Below are 19,862 nucleotides of genomic sequence, written 5' to 3'. Positions count from 1 at the left end.
AGAGACGTCGCGAGCTGTCGCGGCCCAGGGAGGATCCGTTGTTCAACGTCTTCGAGGAACTGTTCTCACCCGGCCGCAAGCACACCCGCGACGAGCAGAACCGCCTGGAACTGACCCGGGAGGACGTCGGCGACGCCGATCCCGGACGCGGCCCGATAGACCTGGCCTCCGGGAAGGTCGTCGTACGCCCGCCGCACGAGGAGCCGGGAGCCCCCGAGGACTCCTGAGCCCGCCGTCGCGTCACCGTTGAGCCCGCCGTCACGTCGCCGTCACGTCACCCGCAGTTCCAGGATCCGGTCGTCCCCGTCCTTCGGGTCGCCCCGGCCGTCCGTGTTGCTGGTCACGAGCCACAGCCGGTCGCCGCCCGCCGGGACCACCGTGCGCAGCCGGCCGTACTCGCCCTCCAGGAAGGCCTGCGGCTCCGCCGACGCCTCCGTGCCGTTCAGCGGGATCCGCCAGAGCCGCTTGCCGCGCAGTCCCGCCATCCAGATCGAGCCCTCGGCGTACGCGATGCCGCTGGGGGAGGCCTCTGCGGTCGTCCACTGGTCGACCGGGTTGTGGAACCCCGAGTCGTCGGACCTGCCCTCGGCCTCGGGCCAGCCGTAGTTGTCGCCCGGCTTGATCGCGTTGAGCTCGTCCCACGTGTCCTGGCCGAACTCCGAGGCGAACAGCCGCTGCTTGCCGTCCCAGGCCAGGCCCTGCACATTGCGGTGGCCGTACGAGTACACCGGGGAGTCCGGGAAGGGGTTGCCCGGCGCCGGCTCGCCCTCCGGGGTCAGCCGCAGGATCTTGCCGCCCACGGAGTCCTTGTCCTGGGACAGGCCGGTGTCGCCGCTCTCGCCCGTGCCGACGTAGAGCATCTTGTCCGGGCCGAACTCGATCCGCCCGCCGTTGTGGATGAAGCCCTTGGGGATGCCCCGGAAGACCGTGTCGGGCGCGCCGAGCTGCTCACCGGCGGGCTTCTTGTCGTCGTAGAGCATGCGGACGATGCGGTTGTCCCCGCCCGAGGTGAAGTACGCGTAGACCATGCGGTCCGAGGCGAACTCGGGGGACAGGGCGATGCCGAGGAGGCCGCCCTCGCCGGCCGCGGACACCCCGGGCACCTCGCCGACCTGGGTCTTCCTGCCGGTCCTGTCGTCGACCCGGACGATCGTCCCGTCGTCCCGCGAGGAGACGAGCAGGCCGCCGCCCGGCAGGGGGGCCAGGCCCCAGGGGGAGTCCAGGCCCTCGGCGACGGTCCGCACCACCTTCACCGAGCCCTTGGCGGGCGGTGCCTCCTCGGCGCCCTGCCGCGGCGGCGCGGACGATCCCGGTGCCGTACGGCTCGGGGAGGCGCTGCCGTCGGCGCCGGCCGTCCCCCCGTCGTCGGAGGAGCAGCCGGCGGTCAGCAGGAGTGCTGCGGCGGTCAACACGGCCGGGACGGCTCGACGTTGCACGATCATGGTCCCTTCGACGCGGCGGGGTTCTCCCTGTCATACACCGCCCGCGCCTCCCAAGTTCCCGATCACGAAACGTCGAACCGTGAACGAGGGGTTTGCCCCTTACGCCCCGGGGCCGGGGCTCGCCCGGGGCTCAGTCCCACGACCCCTGGGCCGGAGGCAGCTCCGCGACCTCCCGGAGATCCTCGGAGTCCAGCCGCAGCGCGGACGCGGACGCGTTCTCCGTGACCCAGCGCTCCTGCTTCGTGCCCGGGACGGGGACCACGTGCCGCCCCTGGGCGAGGACCCAGGCGAGGGCGACCTGGGCGGGCGTCACGCCCGGGCCGTGCCGGCGGGCCACCCGGCGCAGGCCCGCGACGATCGGCTGGTTCGCGGCCATCATCTCGGCCGTGAAGCGGGGGTGCCGGGCGCGCAGGTCGTCCGCCTCGAAACCCGCGCCGGGCCGCAGCCTGCCGGTCAGGAAACCGTTGCCCAGCGGCATCGCGGCCAGGAAGCCGACACCCCGGCTCTCGCACCAGGGCAGCAGCGTCTCCAGCGCCTCCGGCGACCACACCGACAGCTCCGCCTGCACCGCGCTCACCGGGAAGACCTGCTGCACCCGTTCCAGCTGCCGGATCGTCGCGTCGTGCAGCCGGGCCCCACCGCGGCGCGAGGACCGGGCGCCCACCGCGCACAGGCCCAACGCCCGCACCTTCCCGGCCCGCACGAGTTCCGCCATGGCGCCCCAGGTCTCCTCGACGGGCACCTCGGGGTCGGCCCGGTGCAGCTGGTAGAGGTCGATGATGTCCGTCTGCAGGCGCCGCAGCGAGGCGTCGCAGGCCCGCTTCACATACCCGGGACGGCCGTTGGCGACGATGTGCTGGTCGCCCACGAGGAGCCCCACCTTCGTCGACACGAAGGCGTCGGACCGCCGCTCCTTCAACGCCCGCCCCACCAGCAGCTCGTTGGTGAAGGGGCCGTACATGTCGGCCGTGTCCAGCAGGGAGGAACCCAGGTCGAGCGCCCGGTGCACCGCCCTGAGCGACTCGTCGCCACGCTGCCGCGACGCGCTGTAGGCCCAGCTCATCGGCATGCACCCCAGTCCGACGGCCCCCACCGCGAGTGCCGCCGCGCCGATCGTCCTGCGCTCCACCTGGTCGTGACCCTCCCTGTTCCGGCCACCCCAACCTAACCTCTGCCGTGGCGCGCTCCTGACATAGCCTCCAGAGCATGACTGCTGACGTGTGGCTGCCCATCCCGCCGGACGAGATCGACGGACTCCCCGAGGGGCCGGAGTACCGCTTCTGGAACGGCGGGGAGACCTTCCCGGCGGACCCGGCCGACTGCGCCTTCTACGTCGTCCCCTACATGAAGCCCAGCCCGCTGTGCGTACGTCCCCTGCCCCGGATGAGCCACGTGGAGGTCGTGCAGACCCTCTCCGCCGGGATCGACCACGTCGAGCCGGGGCTGGGGCACCTGCCCCCGGGCGTGCGGCTGTGCAACGCGCGCGGGGTGCACGAGGCCAGCACCGGAGAGCTCACCCTCGCGCTGATCCTGGCCTCGCTGCGCGGCGTCCCGGACTTCGTCCGCGCCCAGGACCGGGGGGAGTGGCTCGGCGGGTTCCGGCCCGCGCTCGCCGACAAGAACGTCCTCATCGTCGGCTACGGAGCGATCGGCGCGGCCATCGAGGACCGGCTCGTTCCGTTCGAGGTGGCGCGGGTGGCGCGCGTCGCGCGCTCCGAGCGCACCACGGCGCGCGGGCCGGTGCGTCCGCTCACCGAACTCCCCGCGCTGCTCCCGGAGGCGGACGTGGTCATCCTGTCCACGCCGCTCACCGAAACCACCCGTGGCCTGGCCGGAGCCGACTTCCTGTCCCGGATGAAGGACGGTGCGCTCCTCGTCAACGTCGCCCGCGGCCAAGTCGTCGACACCAAAGCGCTGCTCGCCGAACTGGAGACCGGTCGCATCACCGCCGCCCTCGACGTCACCGATCCCGAGCCCCTGCCGCGCGAACACCCCCTGTGGCGTGCGCCGGGGGTACTCATCAGCCCGCACGTCGGCGGACCCACCTCCGCGTTCCTGCCGCGCGCCAAGCGGCTCCTGGTGGACCAGTTGAACCGTTATGTGAACCGGGAGCCGCTGCGCAACGTGATCCTTACGACGGGTGCCTCAACCGGCTGATCCGAACTTCGGGTACCGTCCGCAATCCTTCGGGTGCGGTGGGTACTCATGTACCTGTTGATCGTCACGGAGCGTAGAGAACCTATGTCCCTGAGTGACGAGACTGGTGTATCGTCCCGACAGGGGATGCGCCGGGGACCGTTCGGCGCCGGGGACGGACACTTCAGGACTGTGAGGGGGGCGACAGGCGATGCACGGCCTTTGGACGAGCGATCCGACGGGGCGGGGCTGCCGGCGGCGACCCTGGCGGACGACCGCGCGCAGAAGCGGTCACCACGCCGATCACGGCGGGCGGCACACCCACCACAGCGACCACCACACCGACCACAGCCATCACCACCGCAGGCCCGGCAGCCGCGGAAGGCATGCCCAGCCGGGGCACCGGGGCCCGCGGGACCCGGGAGCGGCACGGCCCGGGAGGGTCCGGTGAGCGCGCCGCCGACCCCCGCGCCCACGCTGGACGGAGAACTGCGGGCACAGTCTCCGTCCCCCAGGGCACTGCTGCCCCGCACGCCGGCCCCCGGTCCCCGGCCGGGCCCGGCCCTCCGACTCGTCCTCGCCCTGGTCTGCGCGGCATACACCGTCGGTTGCGCGCTCGGCTGGGGTTCGTACGAAATGGCCCTGATCATGGGCGACTTCGGGCTGAGCGCCGCCGCCGGCGCCGCCGCCGTGTCCTGTGTCCTCTACGCCCGCAACCGCTGCACCCGCCTTCGACCCGCCTGGTTGCTGTTCGGCCTCTCCTCGGCGATGGCGGCCCTGGGCAACCTGGTCTGGGGGTGGTACGAGGTCGTCCTCGGGCAGCCCGTCCCCAGCCCCTCGTACGCCGACCTCTTCTTCCTGTGCTTCGCACCGCCCGCCATCGTGGGACTGCTGGTCCTCGCCAAGCGGCCCGTGAGAAAGGCCGGCTGGGTCTGCCTCGCGCTTGACGCCTGGCTGATCGGAGGCTCGCTGCTCACCCTGGCCTGGAGCCTCGCGCTCGCCCAGGCCGCGAAGACGGAAGGGCCGGGCGTGGCGCATATCGCGCTGTCGCTGGCGTATCCGCTGCTCGACATCGCACTGATCAGCATGGTGTTCGCGCTGCACTTCCGGCGCTCGGCGGTGAACCGCACAGCGATCAACACCGCGATCAGCGGCATGGCGCTGACCCTGGTGTGCGACGCCCTGTTCACCTCGCCGCTGATGCACGACAGCTACCGCTCCGGCCATCTCCTCGATGCCGGCTGGTTCGCCGGCTCGCTGCTCCTGGCGTATGCCCCGTGGGCCGCGCCCCGTACGCCGGACATCGACCGGCACGACCCGGACCGGCAGAGCACGGCGGGGCCCACGTGCGTGGTCCGCGAGCACGTGCCCGGGCAGCGCAGCGGACCGCACCCCCACCTGCCCCTGCCCGGAGGCGAGCTCGGCCGGTACCCGGCCGCCCGGCCCATCGCCGGCTCCCTCGCCGCCCTCACGCCGTATCTCGCGGCGGCCGTGTGCACACTGGGGATTCTCTACAACGTCCTCAACGGCCGCAGCGTCGACCGCGTGGTGCTGATCACCGGCGGCACGGTGGTGCTCGCGCTCGTCGTGCGGCAGGGCATCATGCTGCTCGACAACATCACCCTCACCCAGGAACTGGCGCAGAAGGAGAACCACTTCCGCTCCCTGGTGCAGGGCTCCAGCGACGTCATCATGATCGCCGCGCCCAGCGGCATCCTCCGGTACGTCTCCCCGGCCGCCGCCGGTGTCTACGGCCGCCCCGCGGAGGAGCTCGTGGGGACGGAACTGGCCCACCTCATCCACCCGGAGGACCTGGGCTGCGTCGTTTACGAGGTGCGCCGTTTCCTCGCCGCCGACCCGGTCGAGGAACCCACCACACGCATCGAGTGTCGTTTCCGGTCGGGTGACGGCGGCTGGCTGAATGTCGAGTCGACCGTCAACCGTCACCACGGCGGCCTCATCTTCAACAGCCGGGACGTGACCGAAAGAGTGCGGCTGCAGGCGCAGCTCCAGCACAACGCCGAGCACGCCCCGCTGACTGACCTGCCCAACCGCGTCCTGTTCACCAGGCGCGTGCAGCAGGCGCTGTCCGGCCGTCGCGCCTCCGACCGGGGCGTTGCCCTGCGCAACACGGCCGTGCTCTTCATCGACCTCGACGGCTTCAAGGCCGTCAATGACACCATCGGGCACCAGGCCGGGGACGAGCTGCTCATCCAGGCCGCCCGCCGGCTCCAGGACTCCGTCCGGCAGGGAGACACCGCCTCCCGGCTGGGCGGAGACGAGTTCGCGGCCCTGATCGTCGGGGACAACACCCGCGACCGCGAGGCCCGGCAGCGGCACATCCTGGAGCTCGCCGACCGCCTCCGGACGACGCTGTCCCAGCCGTACGACATCGACGGCAACGATGTCCGGGTCAACGCCTCCATCGGCGTGGCCTTCGCGGAAGCGGGCCTCGGCGCGGGCGAGCTGCTGCGCAACGCCGACCTGGCGATGTACCGCGCCAAGGCCGGCGGCAAGGGCCGCGTCGAGTTGTACAAGCCGCAGATGCAGCAGGACGTCGTACGGAAGGCGGAGCTGGCCACGCGCCTGCGGGCCGCGCTGCACGACGGCGAGTTCGCCCTGCTGCACCAGCCGGTGGTCCGTCTTGAGGACGGCCGGATCTCATCGGTGTCCGCACAGGCGCGCTGGCGTTCCTCCCAGGGGGTGCTCTTCACCCCGGCGGAGTTCCTGCGCGTGGCCGAGGACAGCGACAAGACCGCCGAGCTGGGCCGGTGGATGATCGAGGAGGCCGTCGAACAGGCGGCGGAGCGGCACGCGACCGGGCTGTCCGCGCCGGTCGTGGTCCGGATGAGCGCGCGCCGGCTGCTGGACAAGTCCATGCCGCTCGGCTCGGTCGAGGCGCTGCTCACCCGGCACGGCCTGCCGTCCGGATCGCTGATCATCGAGCTGTCCGACGCCGACCCGAGGGTCCCGCTGGACGAGCTGGAGCGGCGCCTCGGCGCCCTGCGGCGGGTCGGCGTACGCATCGCCCTCGACGGGTTCGGCAGCGGCTGCGCGGCGATCACGGCCCTCAGGAGGCTGCCCGTGGACATCCTGAAGCTCGACCGCGGTCTGGTCGAGGGCGTCGTCGAGTCCGCGCGCCTGCACAAGATCACCAGTGGGCTGCTGCGCATCGCCGGCGACCTCGGGCTGCAGTCCGTGGCCGAAGGCGTGGACCTGCCCGAGCAGGTCGTCGCCCTGCGCGCGATGGGCTGCACCCACGGGCAGGGCATGGCGTTCTCCGGGCCGCTCGACGAGTACCGGCTGCGCCGGGCGCTCGCCGCCGGTCACTATCCGGTGCCGAACGGATCGGCCGAGCCGGCTTTCGCGGGCGGTGCCCCGCGGGTGTACAGCTCGGGGGTGTCCGCCGTCATCGGAGGCGGTACGGCTCTCCGCTCACATAATGAGACTCCCGTCCCACCCACTTGACAGTGAGTGCGTGCCGGGGGGAGGGTCTGTGCCATGCGCACCCGAATTCTCGTACTTGGAAAGCGCGTCGGCTGACGCTGAGCCTCGACCGCTCAGCGACCCCACCCGGCGCGCTCCCCTCGCTTGCCTTATGGCACGAGGGGTTTTTTGTTGCACAGGCGCCCTCCGTGCAGCAGCCGAAGACCGTACAAATCTCGCAAAAACCCTCAGCATCTGAGAAGAGAATGCCGATGACCGAGCAGGCCACCGGGGCCCATCACCCGCAGCCCCGGCCCCGATCCGGAGGACAGCACTCCGCCCCCGAGCAGGTGACGGGCGCGCAGTCCCTCATCCGCTCCCTCGAGGAGGTCGGCGCCGACACGGTATTCGGCATTCCCGGCGGTGCGATCCTCCCGGCCTACGACCCGCTGATGGACTCCACCAGGGTGCGCCACGTCCTGGTCCGCCACGAGCAGGGCGCCGGCCACGCCGCCACCGGCTACGCGCAGGCCACCGGCAAGGTCGGCGTCTGCATGGCCACCTCCGGCCCCGGCGCCACCAACCTGGTTACCCCGATCGCCGACGCGCACATGGACTCCGTGCCGCTGGTCGCGATCACCGGCCAGGTGGCGTCCAAGGCGATCGGCACGGACGCCTTCCAGGAGGCGGACATCGTCGGCATCACCATGCCGATCACCAAGCACAACTTCCTCGTCACCAAGGCCGAGGACATCCCGCGGATCATCGCGCAGGCGTTCCACATCGCCTCCACCGGCCGTCCCGGCCCGGTCCTGGTCGACATCGCCAAGGACGCCCTCCAGGCGAAGACGACCTTCTCCTGGCCGCCCACCATGGACCTGCCCGGCTACCGCCCGGTCACCAAGCCGCACGCCAAGCAGATCCGCGAGGCCGCCAAGCTGATCACCCAGGCCCGCCGGCCCGTGCTGTACGTCGGCGGCGGCGTGCTCAAGGCCCGGGCCACCGCCGAGCTGAAGGTCCTCGCCGAGCTGACCGGCGCGCCCGTCACCACCACCCTGATGGCGCTCGGCGCGTTCCCCGACAACCACCCGCAGCACCTGGGCATGCCCGGCATGCACGGCTCGGTGGCCGCGGTCACCGGCCTGCAGAAGGCCGACCTGATCGTCGCCCTCGGCGCCCGCTTCGACGACCGCGTCACCGGCAAGCTGGACAGCTTCGCCCCGTTCGCCAAGATCGTCCACGCGGACATCGACCCCGCCGAGATCGGCAAGAACCGCGCCGCCGACGTGCCGATCGTCGGTGACGCCCGCGAGGTCATCGCCGACCTGATCCAGGCCGTGCAGAAGGAGCACAGCGAGGGCCACCAGGGCGACTACAGCATGTGGTGGAACGACCTGAACCGCTGGCGCGAGACCTACCCGCTCGGCTACGACCAGCCCGACGACGGCTCGCTCTCCCCGCAAGCGGTCATCGAGCGCATCGGGCAGCTCGCGCCCGAGGGCACGATCTTCGCGGCGGGCGTCGGCCAGCACCAGATGTGGGCCGCCCACTTCATCGAGTACGACAAGCCGGGCACCTGGCTGAACTCCGGCGGCGCCGGAACCATGGGCTACGCCGTCCCGGCCGCCATGGGCGCCAAGGCCGGGGCCCCCGAGCGGGCCGTCTGGGCCATCGACGGCGACGGCTGCTTCCAGATGACCAACCAGGAGCTCACCACCTGCGCCCTGAACAACATCCCGATCAAGGTCGCCGTCATCAACAACGGCGCCCTCGGGATGGTCCGCCAGTGGCAGACCCTCTTCTACAACCAGCGGTACTCCAACACCGTCCTGCACTCCGGCCCGGACGACGTCAACCCGGAGGCCCGCGGCACCCGCGTCCCCGACTTCGTGAAGCTGTCGGAGGCCATGGGCTGCTACGCCATCCGCTGCGAGTCCCCGGAGGACCTCGACAAGGTCATCGAAGAGGCGAACTCCATCAACGACCGCCCCGTCGTCGTCGACTTCATCGTCCACGAGGACGCGATGGTCTGGCCGATGGTCGCCGCCGGCACCTCCAACGACGAGATCATGGCCGCCCGGGACGTCCGCCCCGACTTCGGCGACAACGAAGACGACTGAGAGCCCCCAGGACTTTCAAGCAGAGGAAGCAGACCATGTCCAAGCACACGCTCTCCGTCCTGGTGGAGAACACGCCCGGCATCCTCGCCCGGATCGCCGCCCTGTTCTCCCGCCGCGGCTTCAACATCGACTCGCTCGCGGTCGGCGTCACCGAGCACCCCGACATCTCCCGCATCACCATCGTCGTGGGCGTGGAGGACCTGCCGCTGGAGCAGGTCACCAAGCAGCTCAACAAGCTCGTCAACGTGCTGAAGATCGTCGAGCTGGAGCCGTCGCAGGCGGTGCAGCGCGAACTCGTCCTGGTGAAGGTGCGCGCCGACAACGAGACGCGCTCCCAGATCGTCGAGATCGTCCAGCTGTTCCGCGCCAAGACCGTCGACGTCTCCCCGGAGGCCGTCACCATCGAGGCCACCGGATCCGGCGAGAAGCTGTCCGCGATGCTGAAGATGCTGGAGCCGTACGGCATCAAGGAACTCGTCCAGTCCGGCACGATCGCGATCGGCCGCGGCGCCCGTTCCATCACGGACCGGTCGCTGCGCGCCCTGGACCGGTCGGCGTAAGACGGAAGAAGGGCGGTCGGCGCGTCGTCGGCCGCCCGTATTCCGAGACCCCCAGACTTCCCTTCCGCCCCCCGTCATACGGTGGGACGCAACACCTGCACTCCCGAGGAGAGAACCCAAAGTGGCCGAGCTGTTCTACGACGCCGACGCCGACCTGTCCATCATCCAGGGCCGCAAGGTCGCGGTCATCGGGTACGGCAGCCAGGGCCACGCCCACGCGCTGTCGCTCCGTGACTCGGGTGTCGACGTCCGCGTCGGTCTGCACGAGGGCTCCAAGTCCAAGGCCAAGGCCGAGGAGCAGGGCCTGCGCGTGGTGACCCCCGCCGAGGCCGCCGCCGAGGCCGACGTCATCATGATCCTCGTCCCGGACCCCATCCAGGCCCAGGTCTACGAGGAGCACATCGCCCCCAACCTGAAGGACGGCGACGCGCTGTTCTTCGGCCACGGCCTGAACATCCGCTACGGCTTCATCAAGCCCCCGGCCGGCGTGGACGTCTGCATGGTCGCCCCGAAGGGCCCGGGCCACCTGGTCCGCCGCCAGTACGAGGAGGGCCGCGGCGTTCCCTGCATCGCCGCCGTCGAGCAGGACGCCTCCGGCAACGCCTTCGCGCTGGCCCTGTCGTACGCGAAGGGCATCGGCGGCACCCGCGCCGGCGTCATCAAGACGACCTTCACCGAGGAGACCGAGACCGACCTCTTCGGTGAGCAGGCCGTCCTCTGCGGTGGTACGGCCGCGCTGGTCAAGGCGGGCTTCGAGACGCTGACCGAGGCCGGCTACCAGCCGGAGATCGCCTACTTCGAGTGCCTGCACGAGCTGAAGCTGATCGTCGACCTCATGTACGAGGGCGGCCTGGAGAAGATGCGCTGGTCGATCTCCGAGACCGCCGAGTGGGGCGACTACGTCACCGGCCCGCGCATCATCACGGACGCCACCAAGGCCGAGATGAAGAAGGTCCTGGCCGAGATCCAGGACGGCTCCTTCGCGCAGCAGTGGATGGACGAGTACCACGGCGGTCTGAAGAAGTACAACGAGTACAAGAAGCAGGACTCCGAGCACCTCCTGGAGACCACCGGCAAGGAGCTGCGCAAGCTCATGAGCTGGGTCAACGAGGAGGCGTGAGCCCCCGGGCCCGGCCGCGGCAGCGACGCCGCGGCCGGGCCCTTTCTCGTCCGGGTGATCCTTCCGCAGAGGCGTAAGACGCCCCTCGTCGCACCACTACACTGCTGCATATATACGCGTCAGGCCCACAGCGTCGTGCGTCTTCCACGCGGCAAGCACCCCTCCACCGCCTGCGGCCGTCGGGACGGCCGTCCGCAGCACTGGACTTGTGAGGACTCACGTGAGCTCGAAACCCGTCGTACTCATCGCTGAAGAGCTGTCGCCCGCCACCGTCGACGCGCTGGGCCCGGACTTCGAGATCCGGCACTGCAACGGCGCGGACCGCGCCGAGCTGCTCCCCGCCATCGCCGAGGTCGACGCGATCCTGATCCGCTCGGCCACCAAGGTCGACGCCGAGGCGATCGCGGCCGCGAACAAGCTCAAGGTCGTCGCACGAGCCGGCGTCGGCCTGGACAACGTGGACGTCTCCGCCGCCACCAAGGCCGGCGTGATGGTCGTCAACGCCCCCACCTCGAACATCGTGACCGCCGCCGAGCTGGCCTGCGGTCTCCTCCTCGCCACGGCCCGCAACATCCCGCAGGCCAACGCCGCGCTGAAGAACGGCGAGTGGAAGCGCAGCAAGTACACGGGTGTCGAGCTGGCCGAGAAGACCCTCGGCGTCGTCGGCCTCGGCCGCATCGGCGCGCTCGTCGCGCAGCGCATGTCCGCCTTCGGCATGAAGGTCGTCGCCTACGACCCCTACGTGCAGCCCGCCCGGGCCGCGCAGATGGGCGTCAAGGTGCTCTCGCTGGACGAGCTGCTGGAGGTCTCCGACTTCATCACCGTCCACCTCCCCAAGACGCCCGAGACCCTCGGTCTGATCGGCGACGAGGCGCTGCGCAAGGTCAAGCCGAGCGTGCGCATCGTCAACGCCGCGCGCGGCGGGATCGTCGACGAGGAGGCGCTGTACTCGGCGCTGAAGGAGGGCCGGGTCGCCGGTGCCGGCCTCGACGTCTACGCGAAGGAGCCCTGCACGGACTCCCCGCTGTTCGAGTTCGACCAGGTCGTCGCCACCCCGCACCTCGGTGCCTCCACGGACGAGGCGCAGGAGAAGGCCGGTATCGCCGTCGCCCGCTCGGTGCGCCTCGCGCTCGCCGGTGAGCTCGTGCCGGACGCGGTGAACGTGCAGGGCGGTGTCATCGCCGAGGACGTCAAGCCCGGTCTGCCGCTGGCCGAGCGCCTGGGCCGGATCTTCACCGCGCTCGCCGGCGAGGTCGCGGTCCGCCTGGACGTCGAGGTCTACGGCGAGATCACCCAGCACGACGTGAAGGTGCTGGAGCTGTCCGCCCTCAAGGGCGTCTTCGAGGACGTCGTCGACGAGACGGTGTCGTACGTCAACGCCCCGCTGTTCGCCCAGGAGCGCGGTGTCGAGGTGCGCCTGACCACCAGCTCCGAGGCGAGCGAGCACCGCAACGTCGTCACCGTGCGCGGCACCCTCGCCGACGGCGAGGAGGTGTCGGTCTCCGGCACGCTGGCCGGTCCGAAGCACCTCCAGAAGATCGTCGCCGTCGGGGTCTACGACGTGGACCTCGCGCTCGCCGACCACATGGTGGTGCTGCGGTACGAGGACCGGCCGGGTGTCGTCGGCACGGTCGGCCGCATCCTCGGCGAGGCGGGCATCAACATCGCCGGCATGCAGGTGTCGCGTGCGGCCGCCGGTGGCGAGGCGCTGGCCGTGCTGACCGTGGACGACACGGTCAACCCGGGCGTGCTGGCCGAGGTCGCGGCGGAGATCGGTGCCACGTCCGCCCGGTCGGTGAACCTGGTGTGACCTTCCCGGGGGCTCCGCCCCCGAGCCCCCGTTCGCCCTGAACGGGCTCCTCCTCAAGCGCCGGACGGGCTGACCACCTCAGCCCGTCCGGCGTTCTCCTGTATCTGGGCCTGTCGCAGGGTCACCGCCGCGGCTACCGCCGCCCCGGCCAGCAGCACCGCGCCCGTGATCGCCGCCGCGTTCATCCCGCTGGTGAACGCCTCCCGCGCCGCCGTCGCCAGGGCGTCTCCCGCGCGCCCCGGCGTCCGGTCGGCGACGGCCAGGGCGCCGCCCAGTGTCTCGTGGGCCGCAGTGGGGGCCGAGGCCGGGATCTCGTGGCGGTAGACGGCCGTACCGATGGAGCCGAGGAACGCCATGCTCAGCGCGCCGCCGAACTCCGTTCCGGTCTCCAGCAGGGACGAGGCCGCGCCGGCCTTCTCCACGGGAGCTGCGCTCAGGGCCAGGTCCGCCACCTGGGACATGACGGCGACGATGCCGCAGGCCAGGACGCCGCAGGCGGCCAGCAGCAGCCAGAGGGAGTCCGTTCCGGCCAGGGCCAGCATCACGTAGCCGCACGCGGCGACGGCGAAGCCCGCGCCGACGACGTGAGCCCGCGGCACGCCCCGCTGCACGAGCTGTGCGCCGACCAGGGCCGCGAGCCCGATAGGCACCGACGGCAGCAGACTCCACAGCGCTGCTTCGAGGGGGCTCTTGTCCAGGACCGACTGGAGGTACTGGGTCGTGAAGTACGCCGAGCCCATCATGCCGAAGGCGGCGGCGAGGTTGAGGACGACGGCCGGGGTGAAGCCGCGACGCCGGAACAGTTCCGGCGAGACCAGCGGGGACGCCGCCGTGCGCTGGCGGTGGACGAACAGGGCGGCGAACAGCAGGCCGACCGTCACCGACATCACGTACCGCACGTTCCAGCCCTCCGACGCGAGCTCCTTCAGGCCGTAGATCACGGGGAGCACCGCTGCCATCGACAAGGGGACGCTCAGCCGGTCGAAGCGGCCGGGGCGCGGGTTGCGTGACTCGGGGAGCAGGACGGGACCCAGGACCAGGAGCAACACCATCGCGGGCAGGTTGACCAGGAAGACCGAGCCCCACCAGAAGTGCTCGACCAGCACACCGCTCATCACCGAGCCGAGCGCGATGCCGGCCGTCATCACACCGGACCACACACCGATCGCCTTGGTGCGCTGCGCGGGGTCGGTGAACATCGTCCGCACCAGTGCCATCGTCGACGGCATCAGCGTCGCGCCGCCGATACCGAGGACCGCGCGGGCGGCGATCAGGGTCTCGGCGCTGTTCGCATAGGCCGCGACCAGGGAGGCCGCACCGAAGGCCGCGGCTCCGATCAGCAGGAGCCTGCGGCGGCCGATGCGGTCGCCGAGCGAGCCCATGGTCATCAGCAGACCGGCCAGTACGAAGCCGTAGATGTCGAAGATCCACAGCTGCTGGGTGGCGCTCGGCTCCAGATCCGCGCTGATCGCGGGGACCGCGAAGTACAGGACCGACACGTCCATCGAGACCAGCAGCAGCGGCAGCATCAGCACGCCGAGAGCCGTCCATTCACGACGGCCGGCGAGGGCGGGAGGGTGCGCTTTCGTCGTCATGGGCAGGACTGTACGAGCGTATTAAACGCTTGTCTAGTACGTCTGTATAAGACGTGTGTATGGACGCTGGAGTAGAGTGAGGCGGCATGGGACACCGTGAGGATCTGCTCGAGGGCGCCAAGCGCTGCCTGCTGGCGAAGGGCTTCCTGCGCACGACCGCGCGCGACATCGTCAAGGAGTCGGGGGCCAACCTGGCGTCGATCGGCTACCACTACGGCTCGAAGGACGCGCTGCTGGCGCAGGCGTACATCGAGATGGTGGAGGGGATGTCCGAGACCTTCGAGGGCGGCGGCGAGCTGCGCGGGGAGCCGGGATCGCTGGAGCGGTTCGCCGAGGTGTGGGCGAACATCATCTCCACCATGCGGGACCCCGGGTCGATGTGGCGGCTCAGCATGGAGATCGTGGCCATGGGCGACCAGCTGCCGGAGGTGCGGGAGCATCTGGCGCGGGCCCAGCGGGGCGGCGCCCGCGGCATCGTCACGCTCTTCCACGGCGGGCACGAGGACGACGTGCCCGAGGAGCGGGTGGACACCCTCGGGTACTTCTACCTGACACTGATGATGGGCCTCATGGCGCAGTGGACCTTCGATCCGAAGAGCGCGCCCGAGGCCGGCCGGCTCGCCGAGGGGCTGCGTCAGGTGATCGAGGCCGCTACCCGGACGTGACGCGGCCCTCCCGCATCTCGATCACCCGGTCCGCGACGTGCCGGACGACCGCCCGGTCGTGGCAGATGAACAGGTAGCCGAGGCCCAGGTCGTCCTGGAGGTCGGCGAGCAGGTTCAGCACCCCCGCGCGCACCGACGGGTCGAGTGAGGACACGGGCTCGTCCAGGACCAGCAGGCGCGGGTCCGAGGCGAGGGCGCGGGCGATGCCGGCGCGCTGGCACTGGCCGCCGGACAGCTCGTGCGGCCGGCGGTCGCCGTACGCGGGGTCCAGGCCGACGCGGTCGAGGAGTTCGGCGACGCGGGCCGGGCCCTGGTCCGGATCCCAGCGACCCTGAACCTTCAGGGGCTCGGCGATCGCGTCCCGGATGCGGTGGCGGGGACTGAGCGAGCCGTACGGGTCCTGGAAGACGGGCTGCATACGGGGGCGCAGCGGCCGTAGCTCGCTCTCGCTCAGCGCCGTCAACTCCCGCCCTTCGAAACGGACTGAGCCCTCGGCCGGGCGGCGCAGCAGGAGCACCGCGAGGGCCGTGGAGGACTTGCCGCAGCCGGACGGGCCGTTCAGCGCGAGGGTCTCGCCGGCGGCCAGGGAGAAGGAGACGCCGTCCACGGCGGTGACCCGGCCGTAGCGGACGACGAGGTCGCGGACGTCGAGCAGGGGATCACTCATGCGGGCTGCCGCTCCTTGAGGAACAACTCGGTCGCCGGGTGAGGCAGTTCCTCCCAGCGGTGGCATGCGACCAGGCGACCGGCGGCCTGCCGGGGCTCGGGTTCCGCCGTGTGGCAGGCCTCGGCCGCGAGCGGGCAGCGCGGGGCGAAGGCGCAGCCCGGCGGGAGCGCGCCCGGGGCGGGCGGGGTGCCGCGCAGGGCGGGGAGACGGCGGCCCTCGGGCGCGTGCTGCGGGAGCGACGCCAGCAGACCGGCGGTGTAGGGGGCGCGGGGACGGGTCAGCACCTCGTCCGCCGGGCCGAGCTCGGTGAGGCGCCCCGCGTACATGACCAGGACACGGTCCGCGTGGCCCTGGACGACGTCCATGTCGTGCGTGACCAGGACGAGCGCGGCGCCGACCGCCGCACGCTGCTCGGCGAGCAGCCCCAGCACCTGGTCGCGGCGCTCCTCGTCGAGCGCGGTGGTGGGCTCGTCGGCGACCACGATCTCCGGTTCGTTGATCGTCGCCATGGCGATCACCGCGCGCTGCCGCATGCCGCCGGAGAACTCGTGCGGGTAGGCCCGCGCCCTGCGCGCCGCGTCCGGGATGCCGACCCGGTCCAGGGCCGCGACCGCCCGGGCCCGGGCCTCCCCGCGGGACACCCCGGCCACGGACCGTACGGCGGCGACGAGCTGGTCGCCCACCGGGTGCACGGGGGACAGGGCGGACAGGGCGTCCTGCGGGACCAGCGCGATGCGCCGGCCGCGGTGGGTGGAGAGGTCCGGGCTGATCGTGCCGCTCGTGGTCGCGCCGCGCGGCAGCATGCCGAGGAGCGCGCGGGCCGTGAGGGACTTGCCCGCTCCCGACTCGCCGACGATCGCCAGTGCTTCACGCGGGCGGACGTCGAAGGACAGGCCGCGCACGGCCTCCACGCCGTCGAAGGCGATCCGGAGATCGCTGACGGTGAGCAGTGCCTCAGACTTCAACGGGGGCCTCCTTCTTGGCCGGAGCCGGAGCCGGAGCCGAGGCCGGGGCGCTTCGCCGTAGCCCACGGCCCTGCGTGAGCGCCGCGCCCGACACCGCGAGCCCGGCCAGCAGGGCCAGCGCGACCGCCGGGGCGAGGGCCGCCCACGGGGCGCGTTCCACATAGGCGCGGGACTCCTCCAGCAGCAGGCCCCACTCGGGGGCGGGCGGCTGGGCGCCCAGGCCGAGGAAGCCCAGCGAGGCCAGGGCCAGGGCGATGCCCGGCAGGCGCAGCAGGGCGTGGCGCGCGACCGGCCCGGCCACGGACGGCAGGACGTGCCGGGTGAGGATCCAGAACGGGCTCGCACCGATGGCGCGCTGGGCGGTGAGGAACGCCGACGCCCGCACCTCCTGCACCAGCGCCGCCGCGTGCGCGGACAGGGCCGGCCAGGAGATCAGCGCGACCGCGAGGGCCGCCCCGCCGGTGCCGGGCCCGACGGCCGCCGCGACCAGGATGCCGACGATCACCGGGGGCAGCGCGTTGGCGATGTCCGCCGCGCCCTCCGCGATCCGGGGCAGGAAGCCCAGGGCGAGCGCGATCAGCAGGCTCAGCAGGCAGACGGCCGTCGCCGTGCCGACCGTGGAGGCGGCGCCGTGGCCCAGCCGGGCGAGCACGTCACGGCCCAGGCCGTCGGTGCCCAGCGGGTGCGCCCAGGAAGGCTCGGCCAGCCGGGCCGTGGTGTCCACGGCGTACGGGTCGCGCGACAGGCCCCAGCCGATCGTCACGGCGAGGACGGTGAACAGCGACAGCGGGATCGTGGGATGCGCGCGCACCGGCCGTGCAGGAGGCAGCGACAGCGAGGCGTCACGCAGGGCCGGGCCCAGCAGCCGCCGCCGGGCGAACGCCGCCAGCGCGCCCGTGACGAGGCCGAGCGCGAGCAGCGCGAGCACCGAGCCCTGGAGCAGCGGCAGGTCCTTTGACTTGGCCGCACCGAGGGCGGTACGGCCGATACCCGGCACGGCGAAGACCGTCTCCACGGCGACCGCGCCACCGGTGAGCCCCACGGCGACCATCCCGAACTGCGGGACCAGTGGCGGCAGGACGCGCCGCAGCGCCGCCCCGGCGATCCGCGCCCGGCTCACCCCGGCGCCCCGCCACAGCTCCACCCACCGCTCGTCGAGCACGGCGGGCAGCGAGTCCGCGACCAGACGGCCGAGCAGCCCGCCGCCGGGGACGCCGAGGGCCACGGCGGGCAGGACCAAGTTCTCCGGCCCTGCCCAGCCCGACGTCGGCAGCCACCTCAGCCACACCCCGAACACCAGCAGCGCGATCGTGGCCAGCAGGAACTCGGGTACGGCGGCGAGCATCGCGGCCCACGCCCCGCCCGAGGTCCGGCCCCGCACCAGCACCGGGGTGACCAGCGCGCACGCCAGCAGCAGTGCCACGCCGAGCGAGGCGCCCATCAGCGCCAGCGACACCTGGAGCCCGGAGACCACGGAGGGCAGTACCTCGGTGCCCGACACCCAGGAGGTGCCGAGGTCGCCGCGCAGCAGGTCCGAGGCCCAACTGCCCAGCAGGGACAGGGGGCCGGCGTCGAGACCGAGGTCCTGTCGTATGGAGTCCAGGGCTTCCTCGGTCGGGTCCTGCTCCGCGGAGCGGGCCCGCAGCACGGCCAGTGCCGGGTCCCTGCCGGAGAGCCAGGGCAGCAGGCCGACGGCGGCCAGGACGGCGATGAGGCAGAGGAGGCGCGTGAGCGTGGCGGCGTCGGCCGGCCGCCCTATGCGGACCTTCACTTGACGTAGGTGTCCGCCGTGACCAGCTCCCGCTCGCGCGGGTCGTGGGCGGCGCCGGTCACGCCGGCGGCGTCGCCCTGGATCACACGCTCGTGCAGCATGGGCACGGCCGCGTCGGTGCCGAGCACGGCGGCCTCGGCGGCGATGACCGCGGCGCGGCGCGGGTCACCGGTCCTGGTCTCGCCGGCCTTCTTCAGGGCCTTGTCCACGGCCGGGTCGGCGAGCTGGGCGATGTTGAAGGAGCCGTCGGAGGCGAAGTCGCTGTAGAGATAGGCGGCCGGGTCGCCGGAGTCGAGGACGGTGGCGCGGGAGAGGATGAACGCGTCGAACCGGCCCGCCAGCGCGTCGGACTCGATGTTGGCGTACTCGCGGACGTCGAGTTTCACCTTGAACCCGGCCTTCTGGAGCTGCTGTTGCAGTGCGGCGGCGACCTCGGGCAGCTCGGCGCGGTCGGTGAAGGTGCCGATGGTGATCGTCTTGCCGGCCGGGTCGGACGCCTTGGCCCGCCGCACCGGCTTCCGCAGCTCGGCGGCCCACGGCAGGGCGGGGCCGAGCAGCCCCTCGGCGACGTCGGCGCGGCCCTCGTACACGCCCTTCACGATCGATTCGGCGTCGATCGCCTCACGGGCCGCCGCCCGCAGCGCGGCGTCCCGGAAGGGGCCCTTCTCGGTGTTGAGGTACAGGGTGTTGGTGCGCGGCATCGGGACCTCTGTGATCAGGTCCTGGTCGAGGACGGCGGCCTGCGACACCGGCACCGCCTCGACGATGTCGGCCTCGCCGCTGCGCAGGGCCGCGGCACGAGCCGTGCCGTCCGGCACGAACCGCACGTCGATGCCGGGGGCCTTGGCCTTCTTCCCCCAGTAGCCGTCGTAGCGGTCGAGTGCGGCGGAGGCGGTGCCGTTGACCTTCGTCAACTCGAAGGGGCCGGTGCCCGCGCCGACGGGGTCGACGGTCTTCCCCTGGTAGGCCTTGGTGGCCAGGATCGACAGCTGCGGGGAACTGAGCCGCTGCGGGACCAGGGGGTCCTCGGTGGCGGTGGTGACGGTGACCTTGTCGCCGTCGGTCTTCGCGGTCAGCTCCACGCCGTCGAGAATGCGGGGCTTGGGGGAGGCGGCGGCGGCCTTGGTGAGGGAGTTGACGACGGCCTCGGCGGTGAGCTTCGTCCCGTCGTGGAAGGTGACGCCCTCGCGCAGGGTGAAGGTCCAACTCCGGCCGGACTGGGTCCACTCGGTGGCCAGCGCCGGCTCGGCGTCACCGTCCGCGTTCAGTTTCACCAGGGTCTCCGCCGTCGACCAGCGCGACAGCTTGAAGGCGTCGTCCGACAGCGGGGACAGTCCCGAGCGGGGTGGCTGCATCATCGCCACGCGTATGCGCTTGCCCCCTGCCCCGGAGTCGTCCGTGGCCGACTGCCCACCGGTGAAGCAGCCGGTGAGCAGGGCGGAGGCCGCGGTGACGGCAGCAAGGGGGATGAGTCGGGCAGGGACGCGCACGGGACACCTCGGTCAAGGCCTGGTAAATGTTGAACGCGCCACGACCGTAGCAGATGACAATCGTTTTCAGAAGTGCCCGTGATCAGGGTACGGGG

Annotated in this window: 15 protein-coding genes; 8 read left to right on the top strand and 7 right to left on the bottom strand. The window is 71.9% G+C overall.

Going from position 1 to position 19,862, the window contains the following annotated elements; all coding sequences use genetic code 11:
* The first annotated feature begins 38 nt into the window (after positions 1–38).
* Entirely contained in the window at positions 39–227 is a 189-nt protein-coding gene (locus tag ACSUPV_RS11855) for a DUF6191 domain-containing protein (protein ID WP_037768635.1), read from the top strand.
* A gap of 42 nt (positions 228–269) precedes the next feature.
* Here the strand turns inward: ACSUPV_RS11855 and ACSUPV_RS11850 are convergent, their stop codons facing one another.
* Positions 270–1,442, bottom strand: coding sequence for a PQQ-dependent sugar dehydrogenase (locus ACSUPV_RS11850; protein ID WP_037768638.1), 1,173 nt, complete (start codon positions 1,440–1,442; stop codon positions 270–272).
* Positions 1,443–1,572: 130 nt separating this feature from the next.
* Positions 1,573–2,571 carry an aldo/keto reductase gene (locus ACSUPV_RS11845; protein ID WP_359789870.1) on the bottom strand — a complete coding sequence of 333 codons (999 nt, stop codon included), beginning with the start codon at positions 2,569–2,571 and terminating at the stop codon, positions 1,573–1,575.
* Between the two features lie 77 nt (positions 2,572–2,648).
* On the opposite strand from ACSUPV_RS11845, the gene ACSUPV_RS11840 reads away from it, so the two are divergent.
* The 6 genes from ACSUPV_RS11840 (at position 2,649) to serA (ending at position 12,614) form a co-directional block, all read left to right on the top strand.
* A complete protein-coding gene (locus tag ACSUPV_RS11840) occupies positions 2,649–3,599 on the top strand; it encodes a 2-hydroxyacid dehydrogenase (RefSeq protein WP_031117526.1) in 951 nt (316 codons plus the stop codon).
* 426 nt (positions 3,600–4,025) lie between these two features.
* A complete protein-coding gene (locus ACSUPV_RS11835; protein ID WP_436947448.1) occupies positions 4,026–7,046 on the top strand; it encodes a putative bifunctional diguanylate cyclase/phosphodiesterase in 3,021 nt (1,006 codons plus the stop codon).
* Positions 7,047–7,276: 230 nt separating this feature from the next.
* The gene (locus ACSUPV_RS11830; protein WP_031121445.1) at positions 7,277–9,124 is read left to right on the top strand and encodes an acetolactate synthase large subunit; all 1,848 of its coding nucleotides are present in this window, start codon (positions 7,277–7,279) and stop codon (positions 9,122–9,124) included.
* Positions 9,125–9,159: 35 nt separating this feature from the next.
* Positions 9,160–9,684, top strand: coding sequence for an acetolactate synthase small subunit (gene ilvN / locus ACSUPV_RS11825; RefSeq protein WP_010048631.1), 525 nt, complete (start codon positions 9,160–9,162; stop codon positions 9,682–9,684).
* Between the two features lie 121 nt (positions 9,685–9,805).
* A complete protein-coding gene (gene ilvC, locus ACSUPV_RS11820; RefSeq protein WP_031121446.1) occupies positions 9,806–10,804 on the top strand; it encodes a ketol-acid reductoisomerase in 999 nt (332 codons plus the stop codon).
* A gap of 220 nt (positions 10,805–11,024) precedes the next feature.
* On the top strand, positions 11,025–12,614 hold the full coding sequence (gene serA, locus ACSUPV_RS11815; RefSeq protein WP_436947447.1) for a phosphoglycerate dehydrogenase: 1,590 nt from the start codon (positions 11,025–11,027) through the stop codon (positions 12,612–12,614).
* Between the two features lie 53 nt (positions 12,615–12,667).
* On the opposite strand, the gene ACSUPV_RS11810 is transcribed toward serA, so the two are convergent.
* Positions 12,668–14,209, bottom strand: a complete 1,542-nt coding sequence (locus ACSUPV_RS11810; RefSeq protein ID WP_436947446.1) for an MFS transporter — start codon at positions 14,207–14,209, stop codon at positions 12,668–12,670.
* Between the two features lie 86 nt (positions 14,210–14,295).
* On the opposite strand from ACSUPV_RS11810, the gene ACSUPV_RS11805 reads away from it, so the two are divergent.
* On the top strand, positions 14,296–14,874 hold the full coding sequence (locus tag ACSUPV_RS11805; protein ID WP_037768655.1) for a TetR/AcrR family transcriptional regulator: 579 nt from the start codon (positions 14,296–14,298) through the stop codon (positions 14,872–14,874).
* Here ACSUPV_RS11805 and ACSUPV_RS11800 read toward each other — a convergent pair.
* The 4 genes from ACSUPV_RS11800 to ACSUPV_RS11785 are packed head-to-tail and all read right to left on the bottom strand — an operon-like array spanning position 14,861 to position 19,767.
* Entirely contained in the window at positions 14,861–15,541 is a 681-nt protein-coding gene (locus ACSUPV_RS11800; protein ID WP_031121450.1) for an ATP-binding cassette domain-containing protein, read from the bottom strand. The two genes, ACSUPV_RS11805 and ACSUPV_RS11800, sit on opposite strands and share 14 nt — an antisense overlap.
* Positions 15,538–16,506: an ABC transporter ATP-binding protein gene (locus tag ACSUPV_RS11795; RefSeq protein WP_436947445.1), complete on the bottom strand. Its 969-nt coding sequence runs from the start codon at positions 16,504–16,506 to the stop codon at positions 15,538–15,540. Before ACSUPV_RS11795 ends, ACSUPV_RS11800 begins: the two co-directional genes overlap by 4 nt.
* Positions 16,496–18,277 (bottom strand): ABC transporter permease subunit, encoded by a 1,782-nt coding sequence (locus ACSUPV_RS11790; protein ID WP_436947444.1) that lies wholly within the window; start codon positions 18,275–18,277, stop codon positions 16,496–16,498. The genes ACSUPV_RS11795 and ACSUPV_RS11790 overlap by 11 nt, the downstream gene beginning before the upstream one ends.
* Positions 18,274–19,767 carry an ABC transporter substrate-binding protein gene (locus ACSUPV_RS11785; protein WP_436947443.1) on the bottom strand — a complete coding sequence of 498 codons (1,494 nt, stop codon included), beginning with the start codon at positions 19,765–19,767 and terminating at the stop codon, positions 18,274–18,276. Before ACSUPV_RS11785 ends, ACSUPV_RS11790 begins: the two co-directional genes overlap by 4 nt.
* Between the last annotated feature and the right edge of the window lie 95 nt (positions 19,768–19,862).

Origin of the sequence: Streptomyces sp. SudanB52_2052, assembly GCF_964272415.1 — a bacterium.
GTDB classification, from domain to species: domain Bacteria; phylum Actinomycetota; class Actinomycetes; order Streptomycetales; family Streptomycetaceae; genus Streptomyces; species Streptomyces olindensis.
Note: the sequence above shows the minus strand (reverse complement) of the source record. Positions and strands in the feature narration are given on the sequence as shown.

Excerpts from the sequence above, each read along its gene's own strand:
- ACSUPV_RS11850 (WP_037768638.1), bottom strand. The coding sequence starts at position 1,442 with ATGATCGTGCAACGTCGAGCCGTCCCGGCCGTGTTGACCGCCGCAGCA.
- ACSUPV_RS11840 (WP_031117526.1), top strand. The coding sequence starts at position 2,649 with ATGACTGCTGACGTGTGGCTGCCCATCCCGCCGGACGAGATCGACGGA.
- ACSUPV_RS11830 (WP_031121445.1), top strand. The coding sequence starts at position 7,277 with ATGACCGAGCAGGCCACCGGGGCCCATCACCCGCAGCCCCGGCCCCGA.
- ilvN (WP_010048631.1), top strand. The coding sequence starts at position 9,160 with ATGTCCAAGCACACGCTCTCCGTCCTGGTGGAGAACACGCCCGGCATC.
- ACSUPV_RS11810 (WP_436947446.1), bottom strand. The coding sequence starts at position 14,209 with ATGACGACGAAAGCGCACCCTCCCGCCCTCGCCGGCCGTCGTGAATGG.
- ACSUPV_RS11805 (WP_037768655.1), top strand. The coding sequence starts at position 14,296 with ATGGGACACCGTGAGGATCTGCTCGAGGGCGCCAAGCGCTGCCTGCTG.
- ACSUPV_RS11800 (WP_031121450.1), bottom strand. The coding sequence starts at position 15,541 with ATGAGTGATCCCCTGCTCGACGTCCGCGACCTCGTCGTCCGCTACGGC.